Here is a 20,680-nt window from a genome sequence, read left to right on the forward strand (position 1 = left end):
AGTAGCGGATCCGTTAATGACGAAAATAGGCAACTTATGCGTATGGGGCAAGATGAATTTTATTTTTCCCGTGACGACGACTAAAAATTGCGAACCTGTTTCCGAAAATAAGGTTGATCTTTGTTGATGGCAGGGTTACTGTATATCCATACAGTAACTCACAGGGCTGGATTGATTATGTACACTTCAGGCTATGCAAATCGTTCATCGTCGTTCTCTTCCACATCAAGCAACATTGCGCGCGTTTCATCAGAGAACGCAACCGCTGGGCTTATCAGTGAAGTTGTCTATCGCGAGGACCAGCCCATGATGACACAACTGCTGCTGCTTCCCCTGCTGCAACAGTTAGGGCAACAATCACGCTGGCAGCTGTGGCTGACGCCTCAGCAAAAATTAAGCCGGGAGTGGGTGCAGTCAGCTGGACTTCCATTGACGAAAGTCATGCAAATTAGTCAGCTCTCCCCCTGCAATACGCTGGAATCGATGATTCGTGCGCTGCGCACGGGTAATTACAGCGTCGTTATTGGCTGGCTGGCGGAAGAATTAACGGAAGATGAACATGCCGAACTGGTCAAAGCGGCTGATGAAGGTAATGCGATGGGTTTTATCATGCGTCCGGTTCGCGCCCAGACACTTGCGGGGAGACAGCATTCCGGGCTAAAAATTCACTCGAATTTGTATCATTGAGTAAAATTAGGATTTATCCTGGAATTTTTTTTCATCTCTCAATTTGTCTTTGAGCTGTAATGTGTTTTTCGTCTGAACGCTTGTCTGAAGCGGTTTTCAGGATATCCTCAGTACATTTATTAAGCCATAAATGTTAAATATTGTGTATACAAGCCTTTTTTTTTCATATGCCTGACGGACTTCACACTTGTAAGTTTTCAACTACGTTGTAGACTTTACATCGCCAGGGGTGCTCGGCGTAAGCCGCAGATATCGGTAGAGTAACTATTGAACTGGTCCCCGGGTGAAGGATTTAACCGTGTTATCTCTCTTCGGAGATATTCATGGCGAATTTTGGATGATAACGAGGCGCAAAAAATGAAAAAGACAGCTATCGCAATTGCAGTGGCACTGGCTGGTTTCGCTACCGTGGCGCAGGCCGCTCCGAAAGATAACACCTGGTACGCTGGTGCTAAAATGGGCTGGTCTCAGTACCATGATATTGGCAACAACCAGATCAACAACGCCGGTCCTACCCACGAAAGCCAACTGGGTGCTGGTGCGTTTGGTGGTTATCAGGTTAACCCGTACGTTGGTTTTGAAATGGGTTACGACTGGTTGGGCCGTATGCCGTACAAAGGCTACACCGACTCGACTCATCAAAACGGCGCTTTCAAAGCTCAGGGCGTTCAGCTGACCGCTAAACTGGGTTACCCAATCACTGACGATCTGGACGTTTATACCCGTCTGGGTGGTATGGTTTGGCGTGCAGACGCTAAAAACAACGAAGGCTTCAAAGACCACGACACTGGTGTATCCCCAGTATTCGCTGGTGGCGTAGAGTATGCAATTACTCCTGAAATCGCTACCCGTCTGGAATACCAGTGGACCAACAACATCGGTGACGCGAACACCGTTGGCGGTCGTCCGGATAACGGTCTGTTGAGCGTTGGTGTTTCTTACCGTTTCGGCCAGCAGGAAGAAGCAGCTCCAGTAGTTGTTGCTCCGGCTCCGGCTCCAGAAGTACAGACCAAGCACTTCACTCTGAAGTCTGACGTTCTGTTCAACTTCAACAAAGCAACTCTGAAACCAGAAGGCCAGCAGGCTCTGGATCAGATGTACAGCCAGCTGAGCAACCTGGATCCGAAAGACGGTTCCGTAGTAGTTCTGGGCTTCACTGACCGTATCGGTTCTGACGCTTACAACCAGGCTCTGTCCGAGAAACGTGCTCAGTCCGTTGTTGATTACCTGATCTCTAAAGGTATTCCTTCTGACAAAATCTCTGCACGTGGCATGGGTGAATCCAACCCAGTTACTGGCAACACCTGTGACAACGTGAAAGCTCGCGCTGCACTGATCGACTGCCTGGCTCCGGATCGTCGTGTTGAGATCGAAGTTAAAGGCATCAAAGACGTTGTAACTCAGCCTCAGGCTTAAGTTATCGTCTTATAAAAAACCCCGCTATGCGGGGTTTTTTTCATCTGTTTTCATCCAAAGTAAGCCACGCATTAAACCAGCCGACCGCTACTCTTTCCCCAGCAACGCCTGTAAATCCTGTTTCAATGTCGACATTTTGTTCGCGTACTTCTCTTTATGCTCTGCGTCTTCAATTAGCTGCACAATAGTTTCAGAAAGCGTTTTTCCGCGCCGCTGCGCAAGACCAGCCAGACGCTGCCAGACCATAAATTCCAGATCGATGGATTTCTTCCGGGTATGCTGATGCTCAGCATTAAAGTGCCGCTTGCGCCTGGCACGTATGGTTTGTTTCATACGATTAAGCAGCGCAGGATTCATGTGTTCTTCAATCCAGCTATTGACCCGAACCGGTTCATTTTCGAGGGTTAGCAATAAATCAACGGCTTCTTTGGCAGCGCTGGCCTCGACGTAACGGGTGATTAATTCCCCCTCACGATGCTTCTTCACCAGATACTTCCATTTCCAGCCGCTTTCAAGGTTTTCAAGTTGTTGATATTTCATTGCGATCTCAATGTTACCGTGTAACTCTTATCAGAATATCAGCTTTTTCGGCATCTGAAGAAAAGAATATCCAGCCTGTGAACTGTCGCGTGTCATCACAACCGTTTCACGGTGCTTTCCAGGTGTTTAGTGGTGAGGGTTACGGTATAATCTCGTTTTTTACAACAGACTAAAAAACATCAACTTTGACCATTACGAAACTTGCATGGCGTGATCTGGTTCCTGATACCGACAGTTATCAGGAAGTATTTGCACAGCCGCACGTCACTGACGACACCGACACCTTACTTAGTGATACTCAGCCACGTTTACAATTCGCGCTAGAGCAGCTTCTTCAGCACTGGACAACATCCTCGTTCATGTTGGTAAAAGCACCGGAAGAGCTTGAGTATCTCAACCTTATTGCAAAGGCTGTACGTCCCTTGCACACGGATGCAGGAAGCCTGACTGGCGGTCATTACGACATCTCCGGTCACACTATTCGTTATCGTACAGCTGAGAAAGCGGAAGACAATTTTGCGACGTTGACGCAGGTGGTCAGCGCTGACTGGGCCGAAGCCGAACAACTGTTTGGCTGTCTGCGTCAGTTCAATGGCGAAATTACGCTGCAGCCAGGTCTGGTACATCAGGCCAATGGGGGTGTGCTGGTTATCTCATTGCGCACGCTGTTGGCCCAACCCCTGTTGTGGATGCGCCTGAAAGCCATTGTCAGCCACGAGCGTTTTGACTGGGTAGCTTTTGATGAGTCTCGCCCATTACCCGTTTCCGTTCCGCCTATGCCGCTTAAACTGAAAGTGATTTTAGTCGGCGAACGCGAATCACTGGCGGATTTTCAGGACATGGAGCCAGAACTGGCTGAGCAGGCCATTTACAGCGAATTTGAAGACAACCTGCAGATAGTCGATGCCGAAACCATGACACAGTGGTGTCAATGGGTCACGCATACTGCCATGCGCAATAATTTGCCTTACCCCGCTCCCGATGCCTGGCAGGTTCTGATCCGTGAAGCCGTTCGCTATACCGGTGAACAGGATACATTGCCGCTTAACCCGCTGTGGATCACCCGACAGTTCAAAGAGGTGGCTCCGTTATGCGAGGACGAAACCTGTAACGCTGAACAGTTCAGCCTGATGCTGGCTCAGCGCGAATGGCGTGAGGGATTCCTGGCTGAACGCATGCAGGATGAAATTCTGCAAGAGCAGATCCTTATCGAGACAGAAGGCGAGCGTATTGGCCAGATCAACGCCTTGTCGGTGATTGAGTTTCCAGGCCACCCACGTGCATTTGGCGAGCCTTCTCGTATCAGTTGCGTCGTGCATATTGGCGACGGCGAGTTTACGGATATTGAGCGCAAAGCCGAGCTTGGCGGAAATATTCATGCCAAGGGTATGATGATTATGCAGGCGTTCCTGATGTCGGAACTCCAGCTGGAGCAACAAATCCCCTTCTCTGCCTCGCTGACCTTTGAGCAATCTTACAGTGAGGTGGACGGTGACAGCGCGTCTATGGCAGAACTGTGCGCATTGATTAGCGCTCTCGCCGACGTTCCTGTAAATCAAAGTATCGCCATTACCGGTTCTGTCGATCAGTTTGGTCGGGCACAACCTGTCGGTGGTCTGAATGAGAAAATTGAAGGTTTCTTCACCATCTGCCAGCAGCGTGAGCTGACGGGCACGCAGGGCGTTATCATTCCTTCGGCTAACGTTAGACACCTCAGCCTGCAGCCTGCGCTGCTACAGGCCATAGAAGAAGAAAAATTCACTATCTGGGCGGTGGACGACGTGACCGATGCGCTGCCACTGTTGTTAAATCTGGTGTGGGATGGCGAAGGCCAGACAACGCTGATGCAAACCATTCAGGAGCGTATTGCCACGGCAACGCAACAGGAAGGTCGTCACCGTTTTCCATGGCCGCTACGTTGGCTGAACTGGATTATTCCGAACTGATCGGACTTGTTCAGCGTACACGTGTTAGCTATCCTGCGTGCTTCAATAAAATAAGGCTTACAGAGAACATGGTAGATAAACGCGAATCCTATACGAAAGAAGACCTTCTTGCCTCTGGTCGCGGTGAGCTGTTTGGCGCTAAAGGGCCACAACTGCCAGCACCAAGCATGCTGATGATGGACCGTGTCATCAAGATGACCGAAACCGGTGGCAACTTTGACAAAGGTTATGTTGAAGCTGAACTGGATATCAACCCAGACCTGTGGTTCTTCGGTTGTCACTTTATCGGCGATCCGGTGATGCCGGGCTGCCTGGGTCTCGACGCCATGTGGCAACTGGTTGGATTCTATCTCGGCTGGCTGGGCGGCGAAGGTAAAGGCCGTGCGCTGGGCGTAGGCGAAGTTAAATTCACCGGCCAGGTTCTGCCGACCGCGAAGAAAGTCACTTACCGCATTCACTTCAAACGCATCGTTAACCGTCGCCTGATCATGGGCCTGGCAGATGGTGAAGTACTGGTTGATGGTCGTCTGATCTACACTGCAAACGATCTGAAAGTGGGTCTGTTCCAGGACACTTCCGCGTTCTAATCCAGAACTGCGAAGCAGCCAGACATTAACGTTTCCCCGTTTTATCTGGTGTGCAAAAAGGCGAAACCTCCGCTCTGCGGAGGTTTCTTTTATCTAAAGAGACAGAATCAGGCCATTAAAACCCTATCCCCCATGGCTTCTCGCCAGCCTCCCAGCCAGTATGACCTCTGATTCAGCGTCTGATAGGGACACATTTCTTTTGAGCGTCCGGCAATGCCGGCCTGATATCCACGTTGATGTGCCCGTTCCAGGCGATCTCGTTTTTGTCTCTTCATGCCTCGTTTCCCTCATTTTTGGGTCTGGTGGAAAAGAAAACAGTGATTACTAAGTGTGCAATCACACTAAACGAATACCCCTAAACATCAGGCTCGTCAATGCGCAAAATTCACGCCAGTGTCATATTTGTGAGCTACTCGCTAAATCATTTGTACAAAAATAGTCAGTCAGAACAGCTATCTCCACGGCTAATAAAATAAAAAAAACCGCCCCGGGCAATGAACCAGGGGCGGTATAATTTACAATTATTTAAGCTTAAGGGATGCGTTTCAGCTCTTGAGCAATGGCCGTTGCTTCCTGGCTCCAGGCGTTGGCAAGAACCTTCACCATCTCATCGTAGCCGTCTTTCGTCTGCACAACTTCGATGTGGAACGGGCGTTTGATCAGTTGTCCCTGATGATTCAGCAACCATTCACCGCTCACAATAACCTTACCATCGTACCGACCGTGGAAGCCGGTTACGGTCACGTTCAGCGTATCCTGAGTGCTTCCCAGCGGTTGTGAAGCGACAACCCAGCCAGGCAACTGCATACTGAGGTTCGCAACCAGTGTATTGCGCAATTGCTGATCTAATGGGCTGGCCCAGAGATTATTATTGGCTATCACATATTGCACATCGCTGGTCTGGTAAACCACCCCATTACCGGCCAGATAATCAGGTACCGCAATCTGTTCAACCCACAGCAGACGGTTTCCCTGATTGGCAGAGCTCTGCACACCGCCTTGTGCGATAGGGAGCTGGTAATAGCTTTTATTTTCTCCGCTGGAGCTGCATGACGTCAGCCAGACCGCCATCATCACCACTAGCCACTTTTTCATTGTTTCGCCCTCTTCGGCTCTGGATCTTTTTTGTCCTTCGCTTCAAATACCAGCGCATTACTCTTATCGTTCAACGTTTTCAGTACCGGTTGCAGTTCACGCAGTACCTGATCAAGACGCTGCATATCCGCCACCATCTTGTTGTAGGCCGCGGAACCAGGCTGGAAGCCCTGCATACTACGATTCAGTTCACGTAGCGTGTTCTGCATATCCGCCGGCAGATCCTGCATCGACTGGCTGGACGTGATCTTGTTCATATTATCCAGCGTGGTTTGCAGATGTTTCATTGTGCGCTGGCTTTCCGACAGCGTATTGGTTGCCTGCTCAATCATCGGGTTCAGCGGCAGATTGTTAATCTTATCCAACGCTTCCATCAGACGCTGTTGGATCTGCGCCAGACCACCGCTCACGGTCGGAATAATTTGATAACCATTGAATTCGCGTACACCGGTAATCGGCGGCTCTTTCGGGTAGAAGTCGAGATCGACATACAGCGCGCCGGTTACCAGGTTCCCGGTTTTGAGCGATCCTCGTAATCCGCGTTTAAGCAGTTGCTCCAAATGAGCGCCAACATCGGTATCTTCTCCCAGCTGTGCCTTCAGACGTTCAGGTTCAATACGCACCAGCACCGGAATGCGGTAATCATTGTTAAATACCTGACGCATATTCGGTGAGAAGAAAGGTACTTTACTCACCGTACCCAAGCGGATGCCACGGAATTCCAGCGGTGCACCAGGCTGTAGGCCACGAATCGAATCTTTAAAGAACATCAGGTAATCAATATGATCGGTATACAGGGAATCCTGAATACTTTTTTGATCGTCATAGAGGTTAAATGAGGCCTGCTGCTCAACCGGTTGACCTTGTTCCAGCCCTTCGGGCACATCAAAACTTACACCACCGCCAAACAGCGTGGAGAGCGATCCCATTTCTACGCGCATACCTGCTGAGGTAAGATCTACGGCGATCCCGCTGTCTTTCCAGAAACGTACATTGCTGGTCACCAGACGATCGTTAGGCGCATTGATGAAAAGCTGATAGCTGATCGTACGCTTTTGCGCATCAAACGTGCTGGTTTCAACCGAGCCCACACGATAGCCGCGGAAAAGCACCGGATCGCCTGGGCTCAACTGACCGGCTTTTTTGCTGTCCAGAATCACACGAATCCCTTTTGCATCTGGCGGGGCCAGCGGCGGTGAATCCAGCAGTTGGTAATTTTCCAGCTTACTGCCTTTATTGCCAGGCTGCAGTTCAATATAAGCCCCGGACAATAGCGTGCCGAGCCCACTGATACCTTCACGTCCAACCTGCGGCTTCACCACCCAAAAGACAGAATCTTTATGCAGCAGCTTTTCCATTCCGGAGTTAAGACGCGCTTTAATCTCCACATGGGTCAAATCATCAGTCAGGGTTGCGCTCTCGACGATACCGACATCCACGCTGCGGCTTTTAATCGTCGTTTTGCCCCCTTCAATACCTTCGGCATTGGTGGTAATCAGCGTGACTTCCGGCCCCTGATGACTGTAGTGATAAAACAGAACCCACGCGCCAATGAGTGCAGTGACGATAGGGAATATCCACACGGGCGACCAGTTTTTTACCTTTTGCACTTTGGCTTCCCCACTTTTAGATTCCATGCTGTCAGGACTCCTCATGGCCTGGTTCTGGTTCACGGTCCCACGACAGACGCGGATCAAATGTCATCGCAGAAAACATTGTCATAATGACGACTAAAGCAAACATCAAAGCACCCATTGCAGGATAAATGTTCATTAACCCTCCCATGCGCACCAGCGCAGAGAGTACCGCAATCACAAAGACGTCGATCATTGACCAGCGACCGACAAATTCCACAACTTCATAAATCAGGTGCATACGTTCGCTGTCGCGTTTGCCGTGGCCTTTGGCATCCCAACATAACCAGGCAATGGCAATCATTTTCAACGTCGGCACCATAATACTGGCGATAAAAATAACCGCAGCCACCGGATAAGAGCCTTCGCTCCAGATTAAAACCACCCCCTCAAGTATCGTTGATGGCAGCTTTGACCCGAGCAGATCGGTAATCATAATCGGCAAAATATTGGCAGGAAGATAAAGCATGATCGACGTGAACAGTAATGCCAACGTCCATTGCAGACTGTTTTTACGCCGCACATAGCCTTTCGTCTGGCAGCGCGGACACACCCGTTCATCAGCGGGAAGAATCGCGGTGCAGCAAGAGCAGGAACGCAGTCCCTGTCGAATGCCGGGCACGCCAGGTTTTAACTCCTGCTTAATCACTGGCATTGGCGCAATATCATCCCACAGCCAGCGACGGTCAACGCACTGGAATGCGCGCAGTTGCAAAACGCAAAAGAAGCACCACGGAATAAAGCTGCTGCCCACGCCGATATCGCCGTAAGCCATAAGCTTAACGAAGCTGACCAGCACGCCAGCGAGGAAGATTTCCGCCATCCCCCAGCTTTTTAACTGGAACAGGACGCGTGCAAGACCAGCCTTAAGTCTGGCGGGCATCTGCACCCGATTCACCAGCAGCAAGATAGTCAGCAGGCAAAACGCGGGGACCAACTGCACGAATAATAAAAAGAAGGTGCCGAGACTGGCGTAGTCTTCAGAAAAGAGAACGCTGGGGATCTCCAGCAACGTCACTTCACTGCTCACCCCTGCGACGTTCATATTCACAAAGGGGAAGAGGTTTGACAGAAGCAGCATGAATAATGCTGCTAATACATAGGCGGTAGGACGCTGCCGCGGCGCGTCCCACTCAACCGTTAACGTAGTGCCACATCGTGGACATGCCGCTTTTTGACCATGCTCAAGGCGAGGTAACGCCACCAGCATGTCACACTGCGAGCACAAAATATGCTTCGCGGCATGGTGATGTTCGCACATATGTGCTCCTTTAAATTATGCGCCGTTCTTCAAAGACTCAAGATACTCCCAGCGCTCAAAGGCTTGCTCAAGTTCTTGTTCCGCTTCGTTCAGATTAGCTAATACCTGCTGCGTTTGCTCATGTGGCTGACTGAAAAAAGCGGCGTCAGCAACCTGAGCTTGTAGTCTTTCCAGTTTAGCTTCCAGTTCTTCAAGCTGAGCGGGGAGCTGCTCCAGTTCGCGCTGCAGTTTATAGCTTAGTTTGCTCGTGCCACGTTTGACAATTTCTGCTTTAGGAGCAACAGCTTCCTCTGTTTTTTTCGCGACCGGTTGTTTAAACGCCACATACTGAGATTGCTGGCTGCGCGCGTCATGATAACCACCGACATAACGACCAATTTTACCGCCGCCTTCGAAGATCCAGCATTCAGTTACAGTATTATCCACAAACTGACGGTCGTGGCTTACCAGCAGTACAGTCCCCTGATAGCTATCAATTAGTTCTTCAAGCAGTTCCAGCGTTTCGACGTCAAGATCGTTCGTTGGTTCATCGAGAATCAAAAGATTGCTGGGTTTCAGAAAAAGACGCGCCAACAGCAGGCGATTTCGTTCCCCACCAGAGAGCGCTCGCACTGGCGTCATCGCGCGTTTCGGATGGAACAGGAAGTCCTGCAGATAACCCAGCACATGGCGAGGTTTACCGTTAACCATCACCTCTTGCTTACCTTCAGCCAGGTTGTCCATCACGGTTTTATCTGGATCCAGTTCGGCGCGGTGCTGATCGAAATAGGCCACTTCCAGCTTGGTGCCGACGTGAATGCGTCCACTGTCAGCCTGAAGCTGGCCTAACATCAGCTTCAGCAGCGTTGTTTTGCCGCAGCCGTTCGGTCCGATTAGCGCAATTTTGTCGCTACGTTGTACCTGTGCGGAGAAATCTTTTACCAGCTGCTTTCCATCAACCTGGTAATCCACGTTCTCCATTTCGAAAACAATCTTGCCTGAACGGCTCGCCTCTTCGACCTGCATCTTCGCCGTGCCCATCACTTCGCGGCGTTCGCCACGCTCGCGACGCATGGCTTTCAGTGCGCGCACTCGGCCTTCATTACGGGTACGGCGCGCTTTGATCCCCTGACGGATCCAGACCTCTTCCTGCGCCAGCTTGCGGTCAAACTCTGCATTTTGTAACTCTTCTACGCGCAGCGCTTCTTCTTTCTCCAGCAGATACTGATCGTAATTCCCCGGATAAGTCACCAGTTTGCCACGATCGAGGTCGACGATACGCGTCGCCATATTGCGTATAAATGAACGGTCGTGGGAAATGAAGATGATTGTCCCATTGAAGGATTTCAGGAACCCTTCCAGCCAGTCGATAGTTTCAATATCCAGGTGGTTCGTTGGCTCATCCAGCAGCAATACACGCGGATTACTCACTAACGCGCGGCCCAGCGCCGCTTTACGCAGCCAACCGCCAGAAAGCGAAGAAAGTGCGGCGTTTGGATCCAGCCCCAACTGCTCCAGCACTTCATTAATACGGCTTTCGAGCTGCCACAGATTGTGGTGATCGAGCATTTCCTGAACCCGCGCCATCTCATTCAGATTTCTGTCGCTCGGATCAGTCATCACCAGACGCGAAATATCGTGATAACGCTTGAGATATTCGGCCTGCTCTTCGATACCCTCGGCAACGAAATCATACACGCTGCCCTCAACATTACGCGGCGGATCCTGTTGCAGACGCGCCACAACCAGATCCTGCTCATAAATGATACGCCCGTCGTCAAGCCCCTGCTCACGGTTCAGGATCTTCATCAGCGTCGATTTACCTGCGCCGTTACGGCCAACCAGACAGACGCGTTCGTTATCTTCGATATGCAGTTCTGCATTATCAAGAAGCGGCGCATCGCTGAACGACAGCCATGCACCATGCATACTGATCAATGACATTTATTTATCCTTTCAGGCTGCGGTAATCAGCCAGCAATTGTGGATCTGACGGTTACGGGCAAAATCCTGGGAAAGCGTTTTTTGGGTAATTTCTTGTGCTTTCAATCCCAGTTCAGCCAAACCGTCGAGATCCATACGGAACCCACGTTTGTTGTTGGAGAACATGATCGTGCCGTCTTTACGCAGCAGACGTTTCAGATCTTTCATCAGCGCCAGATGATCGCGCTGCACATCAAACGAATCTTCCATACGTTTTGAGTTAGAGAACGTCGGCGGATCGATGAAAATCAGATCAAACTGTTCATTCGCATCACGCAGCCAGCCCAGGCAATCGGCCTGAATTAAACGGTGAGCACGACCGCTCAATCCGTTCAGGCGCAGGTTACGTTCCGCCCATTCCAGATAGGTACGCGACATATCGACCGTCGTGGTGCTACGCGCACCGCCCAATCCTGCATGTACGCTGGCGCTACCGGTGTAGGAAAACAGGTTGAGGAAGTCCTTACCTTTACTCATCTGCCCCAACATGCGGCGCGCAATACGGTGATCGAGGAATAAACCCGTATCAAGGTAGTCAGTCAGGTTAACCCACAGGCGCGCGTTGTACTCGCTTACCTCAATGAATTCACCCTTCTCATTCATCTTCTGATACTGATTCTTGCCTTTCTGACGCTCACGGGTTTTCAGCACCAGTTTGTTTGGCGCGATTTCCAGTACTGACAGCGTGGCGGCAATGATGTCGAACAAGCGTTGACGTGCTTTTTGCGCATCAACCGTCTTCGGCGGTGCGTATTCCTGAACCACGACCCAATCACCGTAACGATCTACTGCAACGTTGTATTCCGGCAGGTCAGCGTCATACAGGCGATAGCATTCAATGCCTTCCTGACGCGCCCATTTTTCCAGCTTCTTAATATTCTTGCGCAGGCGGTTGGCATAATCTTCCGCTACCGTAGCCGGCTTGCTGTCCGCAGTGGTCTCTGCAACGTGATAATTCTTCTGCACACAATCCAGCGGGCCGTTTTTCGCTTTGAACTGCTTGTCGGCACGTAATTGCAGGCTGCTGAGCAGATCCGGCGAGGCGCTGAACAGCGACAAATTCCAGCCGCCAAACTGGTTTTTCATCGTACGGCCCAGCAGGCTGTGCAGGGCAATCAGCGCCGGTTCGCTATCCAGACGTTCGCCGTAAGGCGGGTTACTGATAACTGTCCCATAAGGTCCTTTCGGCAGCGGATTGCTCAGTTTGGCGACATCTTTCACGTCAAACGTCATCAGATCGGCGATACCGGCGCGGCGAGCATTACTACGCGCTTTTTCAATCACGCGCGCATCGCTATCGGATCCATAAAAATGCGAGGTATAGTCAGCCAGTCCCTTACGCGCACGCACCTGCGCTTCGGCTTTAACTTCTTGCCAGACAGCTTCGTCGTGTTGCGCCCAACCGCTGAAGCCCCAGTATCCACGGTGCAGACCCGGCGCGCGATCGGTCGCCCACATTGCCGCTTCAATCAGCAGCGTGCCGGAACCACACATCGGATCGAGTAACGGGGTTCCCGGCTGCCAGCCAGAACGCATAACAATTGCCGCGGCCAGCGTCTCTTTAATCGGTGCCTGACCCGCGCGATCGCGATAGCCACGCTGATGCAAACCGTCACCGCTCAGATCGAGCGCAATGCTGGCAGTATCTTTGTTCAACCAGACGTTGATGCGCAGATCCGGAGATTCACGATCCACATTCGGACGCGGCATATTTTTGCGGGTAAAGGCATCGACAATCGCATCCTTGACCTTCAGCGCGCCGTACTGGCTGTTACGAATGGTCTCGTTCAGTCCGCTAAAATGGACGGCAAACGTAGCACCAGGGTTAAATATCTCTGTCCAGTCGATTGCCTGAACGCCGAGGTACAGATCAAGATCGCTGTAGACCTTGCACTCTCCCATCGGCAGGATAATGCGCGAGGCCAGGCGGCTCCACATCAGGCTCTGGTAAACAAGCCGTGTGTCGCCCTTAAAATGGACCCCACCCTGAACGACCTGACACTCCAGCGCGCCGAGGTTTTCCAGTTCAGTTTTTAACAGCTCTTCCAGCCCGCGGGCCGTACTGGCAAACAGAGAATTCATAATGTCACTTTTACTCCGAGAAAATTGCTGCGCATTATAGCTAATATGGGCTGTATGTCATAAAGTTGAAGGCTTATTTTCATTCGAGGGGCTGTACAGTGGTCACGTTAACCCGACTTTTTATTCATCCGGTTAAATCAATGCGCGGCATTGGGCTTACGCATGCCCTGGCAGATATTAGCGGTCTCGCCTTTGATCGCATATTTATGATCACTGAACCTGACGGAACGTTCATAACTGCCCGCCAGTTCCCACAAATGGTCCGTTTTACGCCTTCCCCATTCCACGATGGGCTGCATCTTACAGCTCCAGATGGCAGCAGCGCGCTCGTGCGATTTGCCGATTTCGCTAGCCAGGATGCGCCGACGGAAGTATGGGGAAACCATTTTACCGCGCGTATTGCGCCAGCGGCTATCAACCAGTGGCTTAGCGGCTTTTTCTCCCGTAACGTGCAATTACGCTGGGTCGGCCCGCAGCTGACGCGCCGTGTAAAACGCCATGTTGATGTTCCTTTATCCTTCGCTGATGGTTATCCCTATCTGCTGGCCAACGAAGCATCCCTGCGCGATCTGCAACAGCGCTGTCCGGCAAGCGTCAAAATGGAACAGTTTCGCCCCAATATAGTAGTTTCGGGAGCTGGTGCCTGGGAAGAAGATACCTGGAAAGTGATTCGTATTGGCGACGTCATTTTTGATGTAGCAAAACCCTGTAGCCGCTGTATTTTCACGACAGTTAGCCCGGAAAAAGGCCAGAAACATCCATCCGGTGAACCGCTTGCCACATTGCAAACCTTCCGTACTGCGGTAGATAACGGCGATGTCGATTTCGGTCAGAATCTTATCGCGCGTAACAGTGGCGTTATTCGCGTCGGCGATGAGGTAGAAATTTTGGCAACCGGCCCCGCCAGAGCGTACGGCGCGGCTGAATCAGACGAAACTACACCCGAACAACAACCTGATGCCACGGTGCTTATTGACTGGCAGGGACAGACCTTTCGCGGAAATAATCAGCAGGTATTGCTTGAGCAGTTGGAAAACCAGGGTATCCGGGTTCCCTATTCATGCCGGGCAGGCATTTGCGGATGCTGTCGAATTCGACTGGTAGAAGGCGAAGTTAGCCCGTTGAAGAAATCAGCGATGGGGGACGACGGAACGATTCTGTGCTGTAGCTGTGTTCCCAAAACGGCAATCAGGCTGGAGAGCTAAACCGCCTGCTCAAGGCTGAAACTGTCAACAACGGCCTGCGGTTTCAGTCTGTCATTCATTATTTTAATTGCATCGCCAAGCTGCATCGTACGCCCGGCGATAACCACGCCAGGTTGCGCAAGCAGGCAAAGCGCGGCGTTTTCACCCGGCTCAACCACTAACAGGTTTACCTGTTCATCGGTATCGCTTAAATCAACACAGGCTGCGTCACCCACGACCGGCGACCAGTTAATACCGTGTGCGACAAAGTGCCAGCTTTTTGGCATTTGCGGTTTGAGATAACGAATCGCCACCAGCGCATTAAGCACCAGTTCCGCTTTTTGTTCTTTGGCTAAATCCAGGTAGCGACATTTTTCTTCAAAGGAAAAATAAAGCGCGGCGTCATCAACACAAAAACCTGACGGAGAAAATGCATCAGGAGTGAGCATTTTACGAGCAAAACGCGAACGGAATAACATGCCATTGGCTAAATCGAGCATCATTCGATCGTGCTCTTCATCATAATACCAGCGCCAGTTATCGTCGGGTTTAATTCGCATCAGTTTCTCTCCTTTCCTTAATCATCACCGTTACGACAGTATCCTTTTGCCGCTTCGTTTATTGCCCTAATAATAAAAGCTCAGAATGTTTAAATAAGCAACAGTAAAGGAATATAAAACAACCAGGGCTAGAAATAAAGCCCTGGTTTGTGATTAAGGTAGCATTCAGATATTGCTGACGATTTCTTTTATCAACGGCGGACCTTTAAAAATAAAGCCCGAATAAATCTGTACGAGGGTTGCACCAGCAGCTATTTTCTCACGTGCAGCAATCACCGAGTCGATACCACCAACACCAATAATCGGCAGCTGACCTTTTAATTCCTGAGACAACTGGCGAATAATTTCTGTACTTTTTAATTGCAACGGTCGACCGCTCAGACCACCCATTTGATCGCAATTTTTCATTCCCTGAACAAGAGAACGATCGAGGGTGGTGTTAGTCGCAATTACGCCATCAATATTATGACGAACTAAACTATCGGCGACCTGGATCAGTTCTTCCACAGAAAGATCCGGCGCGATCTTTACCGCCACCGGAACATATTTATGGTGGATCGCTTGCAGATCGTTTTGCTTATTTTTAATTGCCGTCAGGAGATCGTCCAGCGCCTCGCCGTATTGTAGCGTACGTAATCCCGGCGTATTCGGCGAAGAGATATTAATCGCGATATAACCAGCATAAGCATAGACTTTTTCCATACAAATCAGATAGTCATCTTTGCCGTTCTCTACTGGGGTATCTTTGTTCTTACCAATATTAATCCCCAGAATACCGTCGAAATGCGATTTTTTAACGTTCTCAACCAGGTTATCAACCCCGTGGTTATTAAACCCCATGCGGTTGATCAAACCTTCTGCATCGACCAGACGGAACAGACGCGGTTTATCGTTACCCGGCTGAGGGCGTGGCGTCACGGTACCAATCTCAATGGAACCAAATCCCATCGCGCCGAGCGCATCAATGCACTCCCCGTCTTTATCCAGTCCGGCAGCAAGCCCGAGCGGATTTTTAAACGTCAACCCCATACAGGTAACCGGTTTTGCCGGTACTTTCTGGCGTACAAGCGCTTCAAGCGGTGTGCCGGTAATGCGACGTAATTGCTGGAATGTCAATTCATGAGCGCGCTCTGGATCGAGCTGAAAAAGGGCTTTACGAACGAAGGGGTAGTACATGAACTCTCCTGGATTCCCGGTGTGCAAACCGGGGGCGTATTATGTGCGATCGCGAGCAAAAAGGGAATTGACCTGCGGCAATAAATAGCAATCGTTTTCCTCGCCTCTGCCTTTTTATTCAATTTCTAACTTTTCTATCCCGTATAAATCATTTCGATAAACAAAATCTCTCTGCCAGACTGCTCAAATTGTTATCAATGTTAACCAAAAGCAAACAATTAGTTATAAGGGGAGAATGAAATTATGCGCGTCATCACTCTGGCGGGGAGCCCTCGCTTTCCCTCTCGATCCAGTGCGTTACTGGAATATGCCCGAGAAAAACTTCACGGTCAGGATGTCGAAATCTTTCACTGGAACCTGCACAATTTTGCCCCGGAAGACCTGATCTATGCTCGTTTCGACAGTCCGGCGCTGAACACATTTATCGAACAATTGCAGGATGCAGACGGGCTGATTGTCGCAACACCAGTCTATAAAGCCGCTTACTCTGGCGCCCTGAAAACCCTGCTCGACCTACTCCCCGAGCGGGCGCTGGAAGGGAAAGTGGTTTTGCCGTTGGCGACCGGCGGCAGCGTGGCGCATTTACTTGCCGTCGATTACGCGCTGAAACCGGTACTGAGCGCATTAAAGGCCCAGGAGATCCTGCACGGTGTGTTTGCCGATGATTCACAGGTGATTGATTATCAGCATAAACCTCAGTTTACGCCCAACCTTCTGCAGCGTCTGGACAGTGCGCTCGATACCTTCTGGCTGGCGTTGCATCGTCGCGATGTCCAACTTCCTCAACTGAACACCCTGCGAGGTGCCGCTCATGCTTGATTTTCTCAGGCGTCACACGTCATGGCTGGCACTGACCGGGTTGTTGTCGCTGTCAACGCTGGGGCATGCCGCAGAATCGGCCCCCGATGCCCTGCGTATTGGTTACCAGAAAGGAAGCGTCAGTATGGTGCTGGCCAAAAGCCATCAGCTACTCGAGAAACGCTATCCGCAGACTAAAATCTCGTGGGTCGAATTCCCGGCTGGACCACAAATGCTGGAAGCACTCAATATCGGCAGTATCGATCTCGGCAGTACCGGTGACATTCCGCCGATTTTCGCCCAGGCAGCCGGGGCCGATCTGGTTTACGTGGGCGTCGAGCCGCCCAAACCGAAAGCCGAAGTGATTCTGGTGCCAAAAAATAGCCCGATCCAGAGCGTCGCGCAGCTTAAAGGACATAAAGTCGCCTTCCAGAAAGGCTCCAGCGCCCACAATTTACTGCTCCGGGCGCTGCAACAGGCCGGACTGAAATTTACCGATATTCAACCGACGTATCTGACTCCCGCCGATGCGCGAGCGGCCTTTCAGCAAGGAAACGTGGATGCGTGGGCTATCTGGGATCCCTATTATTCCGCCGCGTTACTGCAAGGTGATGTACGCGTACTGAAAGACGGCTCAGACCTCAAGCAAACCGGTTCGTTTTATCTCGCCGCCCGTCCTTATGCCGAGAAAAATGGCGCTTTTGTACTTGGCGTACTGGATACCTTTAGCCAGGCCGATGCGTTAACGCTCAGTCAGCGCCAGCAAAGCATTACCCTGCTGGCCAAAACCATGGGGCTACCCGAACCGGTGATTGCGTCTTATCTGGATCATCGTCCGCCAACCACCATTGTGCCAGTCAACGCCTCTGTTGCTGCCCTACAACAACAAACCGCCGATCTGTTTTATGACAACCGTTTGGTGCCGAAAAAAATCGATATTCGCCAGCGTATCTGGCAACCCACTCAGCAGGCAGGAGAAAAATTATGAGTCTGAATATGTTCTGGTTTTTACCCACCCACGGTGACGGTCATTATCTTGGAACGGAAGAAGGTTCGCGCCCGGTTGATCACAGTTATCTGCAACAAATCGCGCAAACGGCCGATCGTCTTGGATTTACCGGCGTCCTGATCCCAACCGGTCGCTCTTGCGAAGATGCCTGGCTGGTCGCCGCTTCGATGATCCCGGTCACCCAGAGATTAAAGTTTCTGGTCGCGCTGCGCCCAAGTGTCACCTCGCCAACGGTTGCCGCACGTCAGGCTGCGACGCTCGACAGACTCTCAAATGGCCGGGCGTTATTTAACCTGGTGACCGGCAGCGATCCACTGGAGCTGGCAGGTGACGGCGTGTTCCTCGATCACACAGAACGATATGAAGCCTCTGCTGAATTTACTCAGGTCTGGCGGCGCTTGCTGCAAGGTGAAACGGTGGATTTCAACGGCAAACATATTCATGTCCGCGGCGCGAAGCTGCTTTTCCCTCCCGTACAACAACCCCGGCCACCGCTTTATTTCGGCGGCTCGTCTGATGTCGCACAAGACCTTGCTGCCGAGCAGGTTGATCTTTATCTGACCTGGGGCGAGCCGCCGGAACAGGTGAAAGCGAAGATTGAACAGGTGCGGGCCAAAGCAGCGGCGCTCGGGCGCAAGGTCCGCTTTGGTATTCGTCTGCATGTGATCGTACGGGAGACAACCCACGAGGCGTGGCAGGCAGCGGATCGTCTGATAGCCCACCTTGATGACGACACCATTGCCAAAGCCCAGGCCGCCTTCTCAAGAACGGATTCGGTTGGTCAGCAGCGAATGGCTGCACTGCACAATGGTAAACGCGACAAACTGGAAATTAGTCCGAACCTGTGGGCAGGCGTTGGACTGGTACGCGGTGGTGCGGGTACCGCGCTGGTCGGAGATGGTCCGACTGTCGCGGCGCGTATCAACGAGTATGCCGCGCTGGGAATCGACAGCTTTGTGTTGTCCGGATACCCACATCTGGAAGAGGCATACAAGGTTGGCGAGCTGCTGTTCCCGCATCTGGATGTTGCTATACCGGAAATTCCGCAGCCGCAACGCCTGCAACAACAAGGTGAAGCGGTGGCAAACGAATTTATCCCGCGCAAAGTCGCGCAAAGCTAAGGAGCGGCTAATGGCAACGCCGAAAAACAGGTGGTTATTACGCCTCGCGCCCTGGTTTTTACCGGTAGGTTTGGTGGCGCTCTGGCAGCTCGCATCTTCAATGGGCTGGCTGTCCACTCGCATTCTGCCCTCTCCGGAAGGTGTTATCGAAGCTTTCTGGACGCTTTCCGCCAGCGGCGAGCTTTGGCAGCATCTGGCCATCAGTTCCTGGCGCGCGCTGATCGGATTCTCCATCGGTGGATCGATTGGCCTGACACTGGGACTTATCAGCGGTCTTTCGCGTTGGGGAGAACGCCTGCTGGATACCTCGGTGCAGATGCTGCGTAACGTACCGCATCTGGCGCTGATCCCGCTGGTGATTTTGTGGTTCGGCATTGATGAATCCGCCAAGATCTTTCTCGTGGCGTTGGGCACGCTGTTCCCAATTTACATCAACACCTGGCATGGGATCCGTAGTATCGATCGTGGGCTGGTAGAAATGGCGCGCAGCTATGGATTATCCGGCTTTTCACTGTTTGTTCATGTGATCCTCCCCGGCGCCCTGCCCTCGATTATGGTCGGCGTGCGTTTTGCTCTCGGGCTGATGTGGCTGACGCTGATTGTGGCGGAAACCATTTCTGCCAATGCCGGTATTGGTTACCTGGCGATGAACGCCCGCGAATTTCTGCAAACCGATGTGGTCGTGGTGGCCATTATTCTCTACGCCCTGCTCGGCAAACTTGCCGACGTCAGCGCCCAACTGCTGGAGCGAGTCTGGCTACGCTGGCATCCGGCTTACCATGTAAAGGAGGCTACCGTATGAATACCGCTCGCCTGAACCAGGGTACACCGCTGTTGCTGAGCGCCGTGACAAAACAATACGCCGCCAATACAGTGCTCAATCAATTAGATTTGCATATTCCGGCCGGACAGTTTGTTGCCGTGGTTGGCCGCAGCGGCGGTGGTAAAAGTACGTTGCTGCGTCTGCTGGCAGGGCTGGAATCGCCGACCTCAGGCGCATTACTTGCCGGAACCACCCCACTGGCGGAAATTCAGGATGATACGCGTATGATGTTCCAGGATGCGCGTCTGCTGCCATGGAAGACGGTTATCGATAATGTGGGCCTGGGTCTGAAAGGTCAGTGGCGCGATGCGGCCCGAGATGCGCTGGCCGCCGTTGGGCTGGAGAGTCGTGCTCACGAATGGCCGGCTGCGCTGTCCGGTGGACAAAAACAGCGTGTAGCCCTGGCACGGGCATTAATTCATCGCCCCGGTTTGCTGCTGCTGGATGAACCCCTCGGCGCTCTGGATGCCCTAACCCGCCTTGAAATGCAGGATCTGATCGTCTCCTTATGGCAAGAGCACGGCTTTACCGTACTGCTGGTCACTCATGACGTCAGTGAAGCGGTGGCAATGGCCGATCGCGTGTTGCTGATTGAGGACGGAAAAATCGGGTTGGATCTGACGGTGGATATTCAGCGCCCCCGCCGTTTGGGATCGGTACGGTTATCCGATCTGGAAGCGGAAGTGTTGAACCGGGTTATGAAACGCGGCGAGACGGAACAACCGATTCTTCGACATGGATAACCGCTCAGTAAACCAGGCCCGGTAGCGCTTACCGGACCTTTTGCCGGATGGCGGCG

At 51.8% G+C, this 20,680-nt stretch carries 19 protein-coding genes; 10 read left to right on the plus strand and 9 right to left on the minus strand.

Translation table 11 applies throughout. The features are described from left to right. Positions 1–177: 177 nt before the first annotated feature. Both sulA and ompA read left to right on the plus strand, forming a co-directional pair. Positions 178–687, plus strand: a complete 510-nt coding sequence (sulA, locus tag SK38_RS09330; protein ID WP_008784287.1) for an SOS-induced cell division inhibitor SulA — start codon at positions 178–180, stop codon at positions 685–687. Positions 688–1,044: 357 nt separating this feature from the next. Continuing rightward, the gene (gene ompA, locus SK38_RS09335) at positions 1,045–2,103 is read left to right on the plus strand and encodes a porin OmpA (RefSeq protein WP_048235693.1); all 1,059 of its coding nucleotides are present in this window, start codon (positions 1,045–1,047) and stop codon (positions 2,101–2,103) included. 87 nt (positions 2,104–2,190) lie between these two features. Here ompA and matP read toward each other — a convergent pair whose 3' ends face one another. After that, positions 2,191–2,643 (minus strand): macrodomain Ter protein MatP, encoded by a 453-nt coding sequence (matP, locus tag SK38_RS09340; RefSeq protein WP_032942905.1) that lies wholly within the window; start codon positions 2,641–2,643, stop codon positions 2,191–2,193. A 185-nt stretch (positions 2,644–2,828) separates the two neighbouring features. Here matP and SK38_RS09345 point away from each other — a divergent pair, with 185 nt between their 5' ends. Then, a complete protein-coding gene (locus SK38_RS09345) occupies positions 2,829–4,589 on the plus strand; it encodes an AAA family ATPase (RefSeq protein ID WP_048235694.1) in 1,761 nt (586 codons plus the stop codon). A gap of 68 nt (positions 4,590–4,657) precedes the next feature. Next, positions 4,658–5,176, plus strand: coding sequence for a bifunctional 3-hydroxydecanoyl-ACP dehydratase/trans-2-decenoyl-ACP isomerase (fabA, locus tag SK38_RS09350; RefSeq protein ID WP_003035875.1), 519 nt, complete (start codon positions 4,658–4,660; stop codon positions 5,174–5,176). Between the two features lie 107 nt (positions 5,177–5,283). On the opposite strand, the gene rmf is transcribed toward fabA, so the two are convergent. From rmf to rlmKL, 6 genes are all read right to left on the minus strand, one after another. Continuing rightward, on the minus strand, positions 5,284–5,451 hold the full coding sequence (gene rmf / locus SK38_RS23895; protein ID WP_003035871.1) for a ribosome modulation factor: 168 nt from the start codon (positions 5,449–5,451) through the stop codon (positions 5,284–5,286). 256 nt (positions 5,452–5,707) lie between these two features. Then, a complete protein-coding gene (gene pqiC, locus SK38_RS09355; RefSeq protein WP_048214507.1) occupies positions 5,708–6,271 on the minus strand; it encodes a membrane integrity-associated transporter subunit PqiC in 564 nt (187 codons plus the stop codon). Further along, positions 6,268–7,908, minus strand: coding sequence for an intermembrane transport protein PqiB (pqiB, locus tag SK38_RS09360; RefSeq protein ID WP_048235695.1), 1,641 nt, complete (start codon positions 7,906–7,908; stop codon positions 6,268–6,270). Before pqiB ends, pqiC begins: the two co-directional genes overlap by 4 nt. 4 nt (positions 7,909–7,912) lie before the next feature. Next, positions 7,913–9,166 (minus strand): membrane integrity-associated transporter subunit PqiA, encoded by a 1,254-nt coding sequence (gene pqiA, locus SK38_RS09365; protein WP_032942902.1) that lies wholly within the window; start codon positions 9,164–9,166, stop codon positions 7,913–7,915. A 15-nt stretch (positions 9,167–9,181) separates the two neighbouring features. After that, positions 9,182–11,089: an ABC transporter ATP-binding protein gene (locus SK38_RS09370; RefSeq protein WP_008784281.1), complete on the minus strand. Its 1,908-nt coding sequence runs from the start codon at positions 11,087–11,089 to the stop codon at positions 9,182–9,184. A 12-nt stretch (positions 11,090–11,101) separates the two neighbouring features. Continuing rightward, positions 11,102–13,210 (minus strand): bifunctional 23S rRNA (guanine(2069)-N(7))-methyltransferase RlmK/23S rRNA (guanine(2445)-N(2))-methyltransferase RlmL, encoded by a 2,109-nt coding sequence (gene rlmKL / locus SK38_RS09375; protein WP_003831977.1) that lies wholly within the window; start codon positions 13,208–13,210, stop codon positions 11,102–11,104. A gap of 98 nt (positions 13,211–13,308) precedes the next feature. Between rlmKL and SK38_RS09380 the strand changes: the two genes are divergently transcribed. Next, positions 13,309–14,415, plus strand: a complete 1,107-nt coding sequence (locus SK38_RS09380; RefSeq protein WP_048235696.1) for a YcbX family protein — start codon at positions 13,309–13,311, stop codon at positions 14,413–14,415. Here the strand turns inward: SK38_RS09380 and zapC are convergent. Both zapC and pyrD read right to left on the minus strand, forming a co-directional pair. After that, the gene (gene zapC / locus SK38_RS09385; RefSeq protein ID WP_003035852.1) at positions 14,412–14,954 is read right to left on the minus strand and encodes a cell division protein ZapC; all 543 of its coding nucleotides are present in this window, start codon (positions 14,952–14,954) and stop codon (positions 14,412–14,414) included. The genes SK38_RS09380 and zapC overlap by 4 nt on opposite strands. Before the next feature lie 165 nt (positions 14,955–15,119). Then, positions 15,120–16,130, minus strand: coding sequence for a quinone-dependent dihydroorotate dehydrogenase (pyrD, locus tag SK38_RS09390; protein ID WP_003831973.1), 1,011 nt, complete (start codon positions 16,128–16,130; stop codon positions 15,120–15,122). A gap of 243 nt (positions 16,131–16,373) precedes the next feature. Between pyrD and ssuE the strand changes: the two genes are divergently transcribed. The 5 genes from ssuE to ssuB are packed head-to-tail and all read left to right on the plus strand — an operon-like array spanning position 16,374 to position 20,624. Beyond that, positions 16,374–16,949: an NADPH-dependent FMN reductase gene (gene ssuE / locus SK38_RS09395; protein WP_048235697.1), complete on the plus strand. Its 576-nt coding sequence runs from the start codon at positions 16,374–16,376 to the stop codon at positions 16,947–16,949. Continuing rightward, the gene (locus SK38_RS09400; RefSeq protein WP_048235698.1) at positions 16,942–17,916 is read left to right on the plus strand and encodes a sulfonate ABC transporter substrate-binding protein; all 975 of its coding nucleotides are present in this window, start codon (positions 16,942–16,944) and stop codon (positions 17,914–17,916) included. The genes ssuE and SK38_RS09400 overlap by 8 nt, the downstream gene beginning before the upstream one ends. Beyond that, positions 17,913–19,058 carry an FMNH2-dependent alkanesulfonate monooxygenase gene (gene ssuD, locus SK38_RS09405; protein WP_048235700.1) on the plus strand — a complete coding sequence of 382 codons (1,146 nt, stop codon included), beginning with the start codon at positions 17,913–17,915 and terminating at the stop codon, positions 19,056–19,058. Before SK38_RS09400 ends, ssuD begins: the two co-directional genes overlap by 4 nt. Positions 19,059–19,068: 10 nt before the next feature. Beyond that, positions 19,069–19,860 carry an aliphatic sulfonate ABC transporter permease SsuC gene (gene ssuC / locus SK38_RS09410; RefSeq protein ID WP_048235702.1) on the plus strand — a complete coding sequence of 264 codons (792 nt, stop codon included), beginning with the start codon at positions 19,069–19,071 and terminating at the stop codon, positions 19,858–19,860. After that, the gene (gene ssuB, locus SK38_RS09415; protein WP_008784274.1) at positions 19,857–20,624 is read left to right on the plus strand and encodes an aliphatic sulfonates ABC transporter ATP-binding protein; all 768 of its coding nucleotides are present in this window, start codon (positions 19,857–19,859) and stop codon (positions 20,622–20,624) included. The genes ssuC and ssuB overlap by 4 nt, the downstream gene beginning before the upstream one ends. The last annotated feature ends 56 nt before the right edge of the window (positions 20,625–20,680 follow it).

Source organism: Citrobacter sp. MGH110, from assembly GCF_001037515.1.
Classification (GTDB): Bacteria; Pseudomonadota; Gammaproteobacteria; order Enterobacterales; family Enterobacteriaceae; genus Citrobacter; species Citrobacter portucalensis.

Excerpts from the sequence above, each read along its gene's own strand:
- sulA (WP_008784287.1), top strand. The coding sequence starts at position 178 with ATGTACACTTCAGGCTATGCAAATCGTTCATCGTCGTTCTCTTCCACA.
- ompA (WP_048235693.1), top strand. The coding sequence starts at position 1,045 with ATGAAAAAGACAGCTATCGCAATTGCAGTGGCACTGGCTGGTTTCGCT.
- matP (WP_032942905.1), bottom strand. The coding sequence starts at position 2,643 with ATGAAATATCAACAACTTGAAAACCTTGAAAGCGGCTGGAAATGGAAG.
- fabA (WP_003035875.1), top strand. The coding sequence starts at position 4,658 with ATGGTAGATAAACGCGAATCCTATACGAAAGAAGACCTTCTTGCCTCT.
- rmf (WP_003035871.1), bottom strand. The coding sequence starts at position 5,451 with ATGAAGAGACAAAAACGAGATCGCCTGGAACGGGCACATCAACGTGGA.
- pqiC (WP_048214507.1), bottom strand. The coding sequence starts at position 6,271 with ATGAAAAAGTGGCTAGTGGTGATGATGGCGGTCTGGCTGACGTCATGC.
- pqiB (WP_048235695.1), bottom strand. The coding sequence starts at position 7,908 with ATGGAATCTAAAAGTGGGGAAGCCAAAGTGCAAAAGGTAAAAAACTGG.
- pqiA (WP_032942902.1), bottom strand. The coding sequence starts at position 9,166 with ATGTGCGAACATCACCATGCCGCGAAGCATATTTTGTGCTCGCAGTGT.
- SK38_RS09370 (WP_008784281.1), bottom strand. The coding sequence starts at position 11,089 with ATGTCATTGATCAGTATGCATGGTGCATGGCTGTCGTTCAGCGATGCG.
- rlmKL (WP_003831977.1), bottom strand. The coding sequence starts at position 13,210 with ATGAATTCTCTGTTTGCCAGTACGGCCCGCGGGCTGGAAGAGCTGTTA.
- zapC (WP_003035852.1), bottom strand. The coding sequence starts at position 14,954 with ATGCGAATTAAACCCGACGATAACTGGCGCTGGTATTATGATGAAGAG.
- pyrD (WP_003831973.1), bottom strand. The coding sequence starts at position 16,130 with ATGTACTACCCCTTCGTTCGTAAAGCCCTTTTTCAGCTCGATCCAGAG.
- ssuE (WP_048235697.1), top strand. The coding sequence starts at position 16,374 with ATGCGCGTCATCACTCTGGCGGGGAGCCCTCGCTTTCCCTCTCGATCC.
- SK38_RS09400 (WP_048235698.1), top strand. The coding sequence starts at position 16,942 with ATGCTTGATTTTCTCAGGCGTCACACGTCATGGCTGGCACTGACCGGG.
- ssuD (WP_048235700.1), top strand. The coding sequence starts at position 17,913 with ATGAGTCTGAATATGTTCTGGTTTTTACCCACCCACGGTGACGGTCAT.
- ssuC (WP_048235702.1), top strand. The coding sequence starts at position 19,069 with ATGGCAACGCCGAAAAACAGGTGGTTATTACGCCTCGCGCCCTGGTTT.
- ssuB (WP_008784274.1), top strand. The coding sequence starts at position 19,857 with ATGAATACCGCTCGCCTGAACCAGGGTACACCGCTGTTGCTGAGCGCC.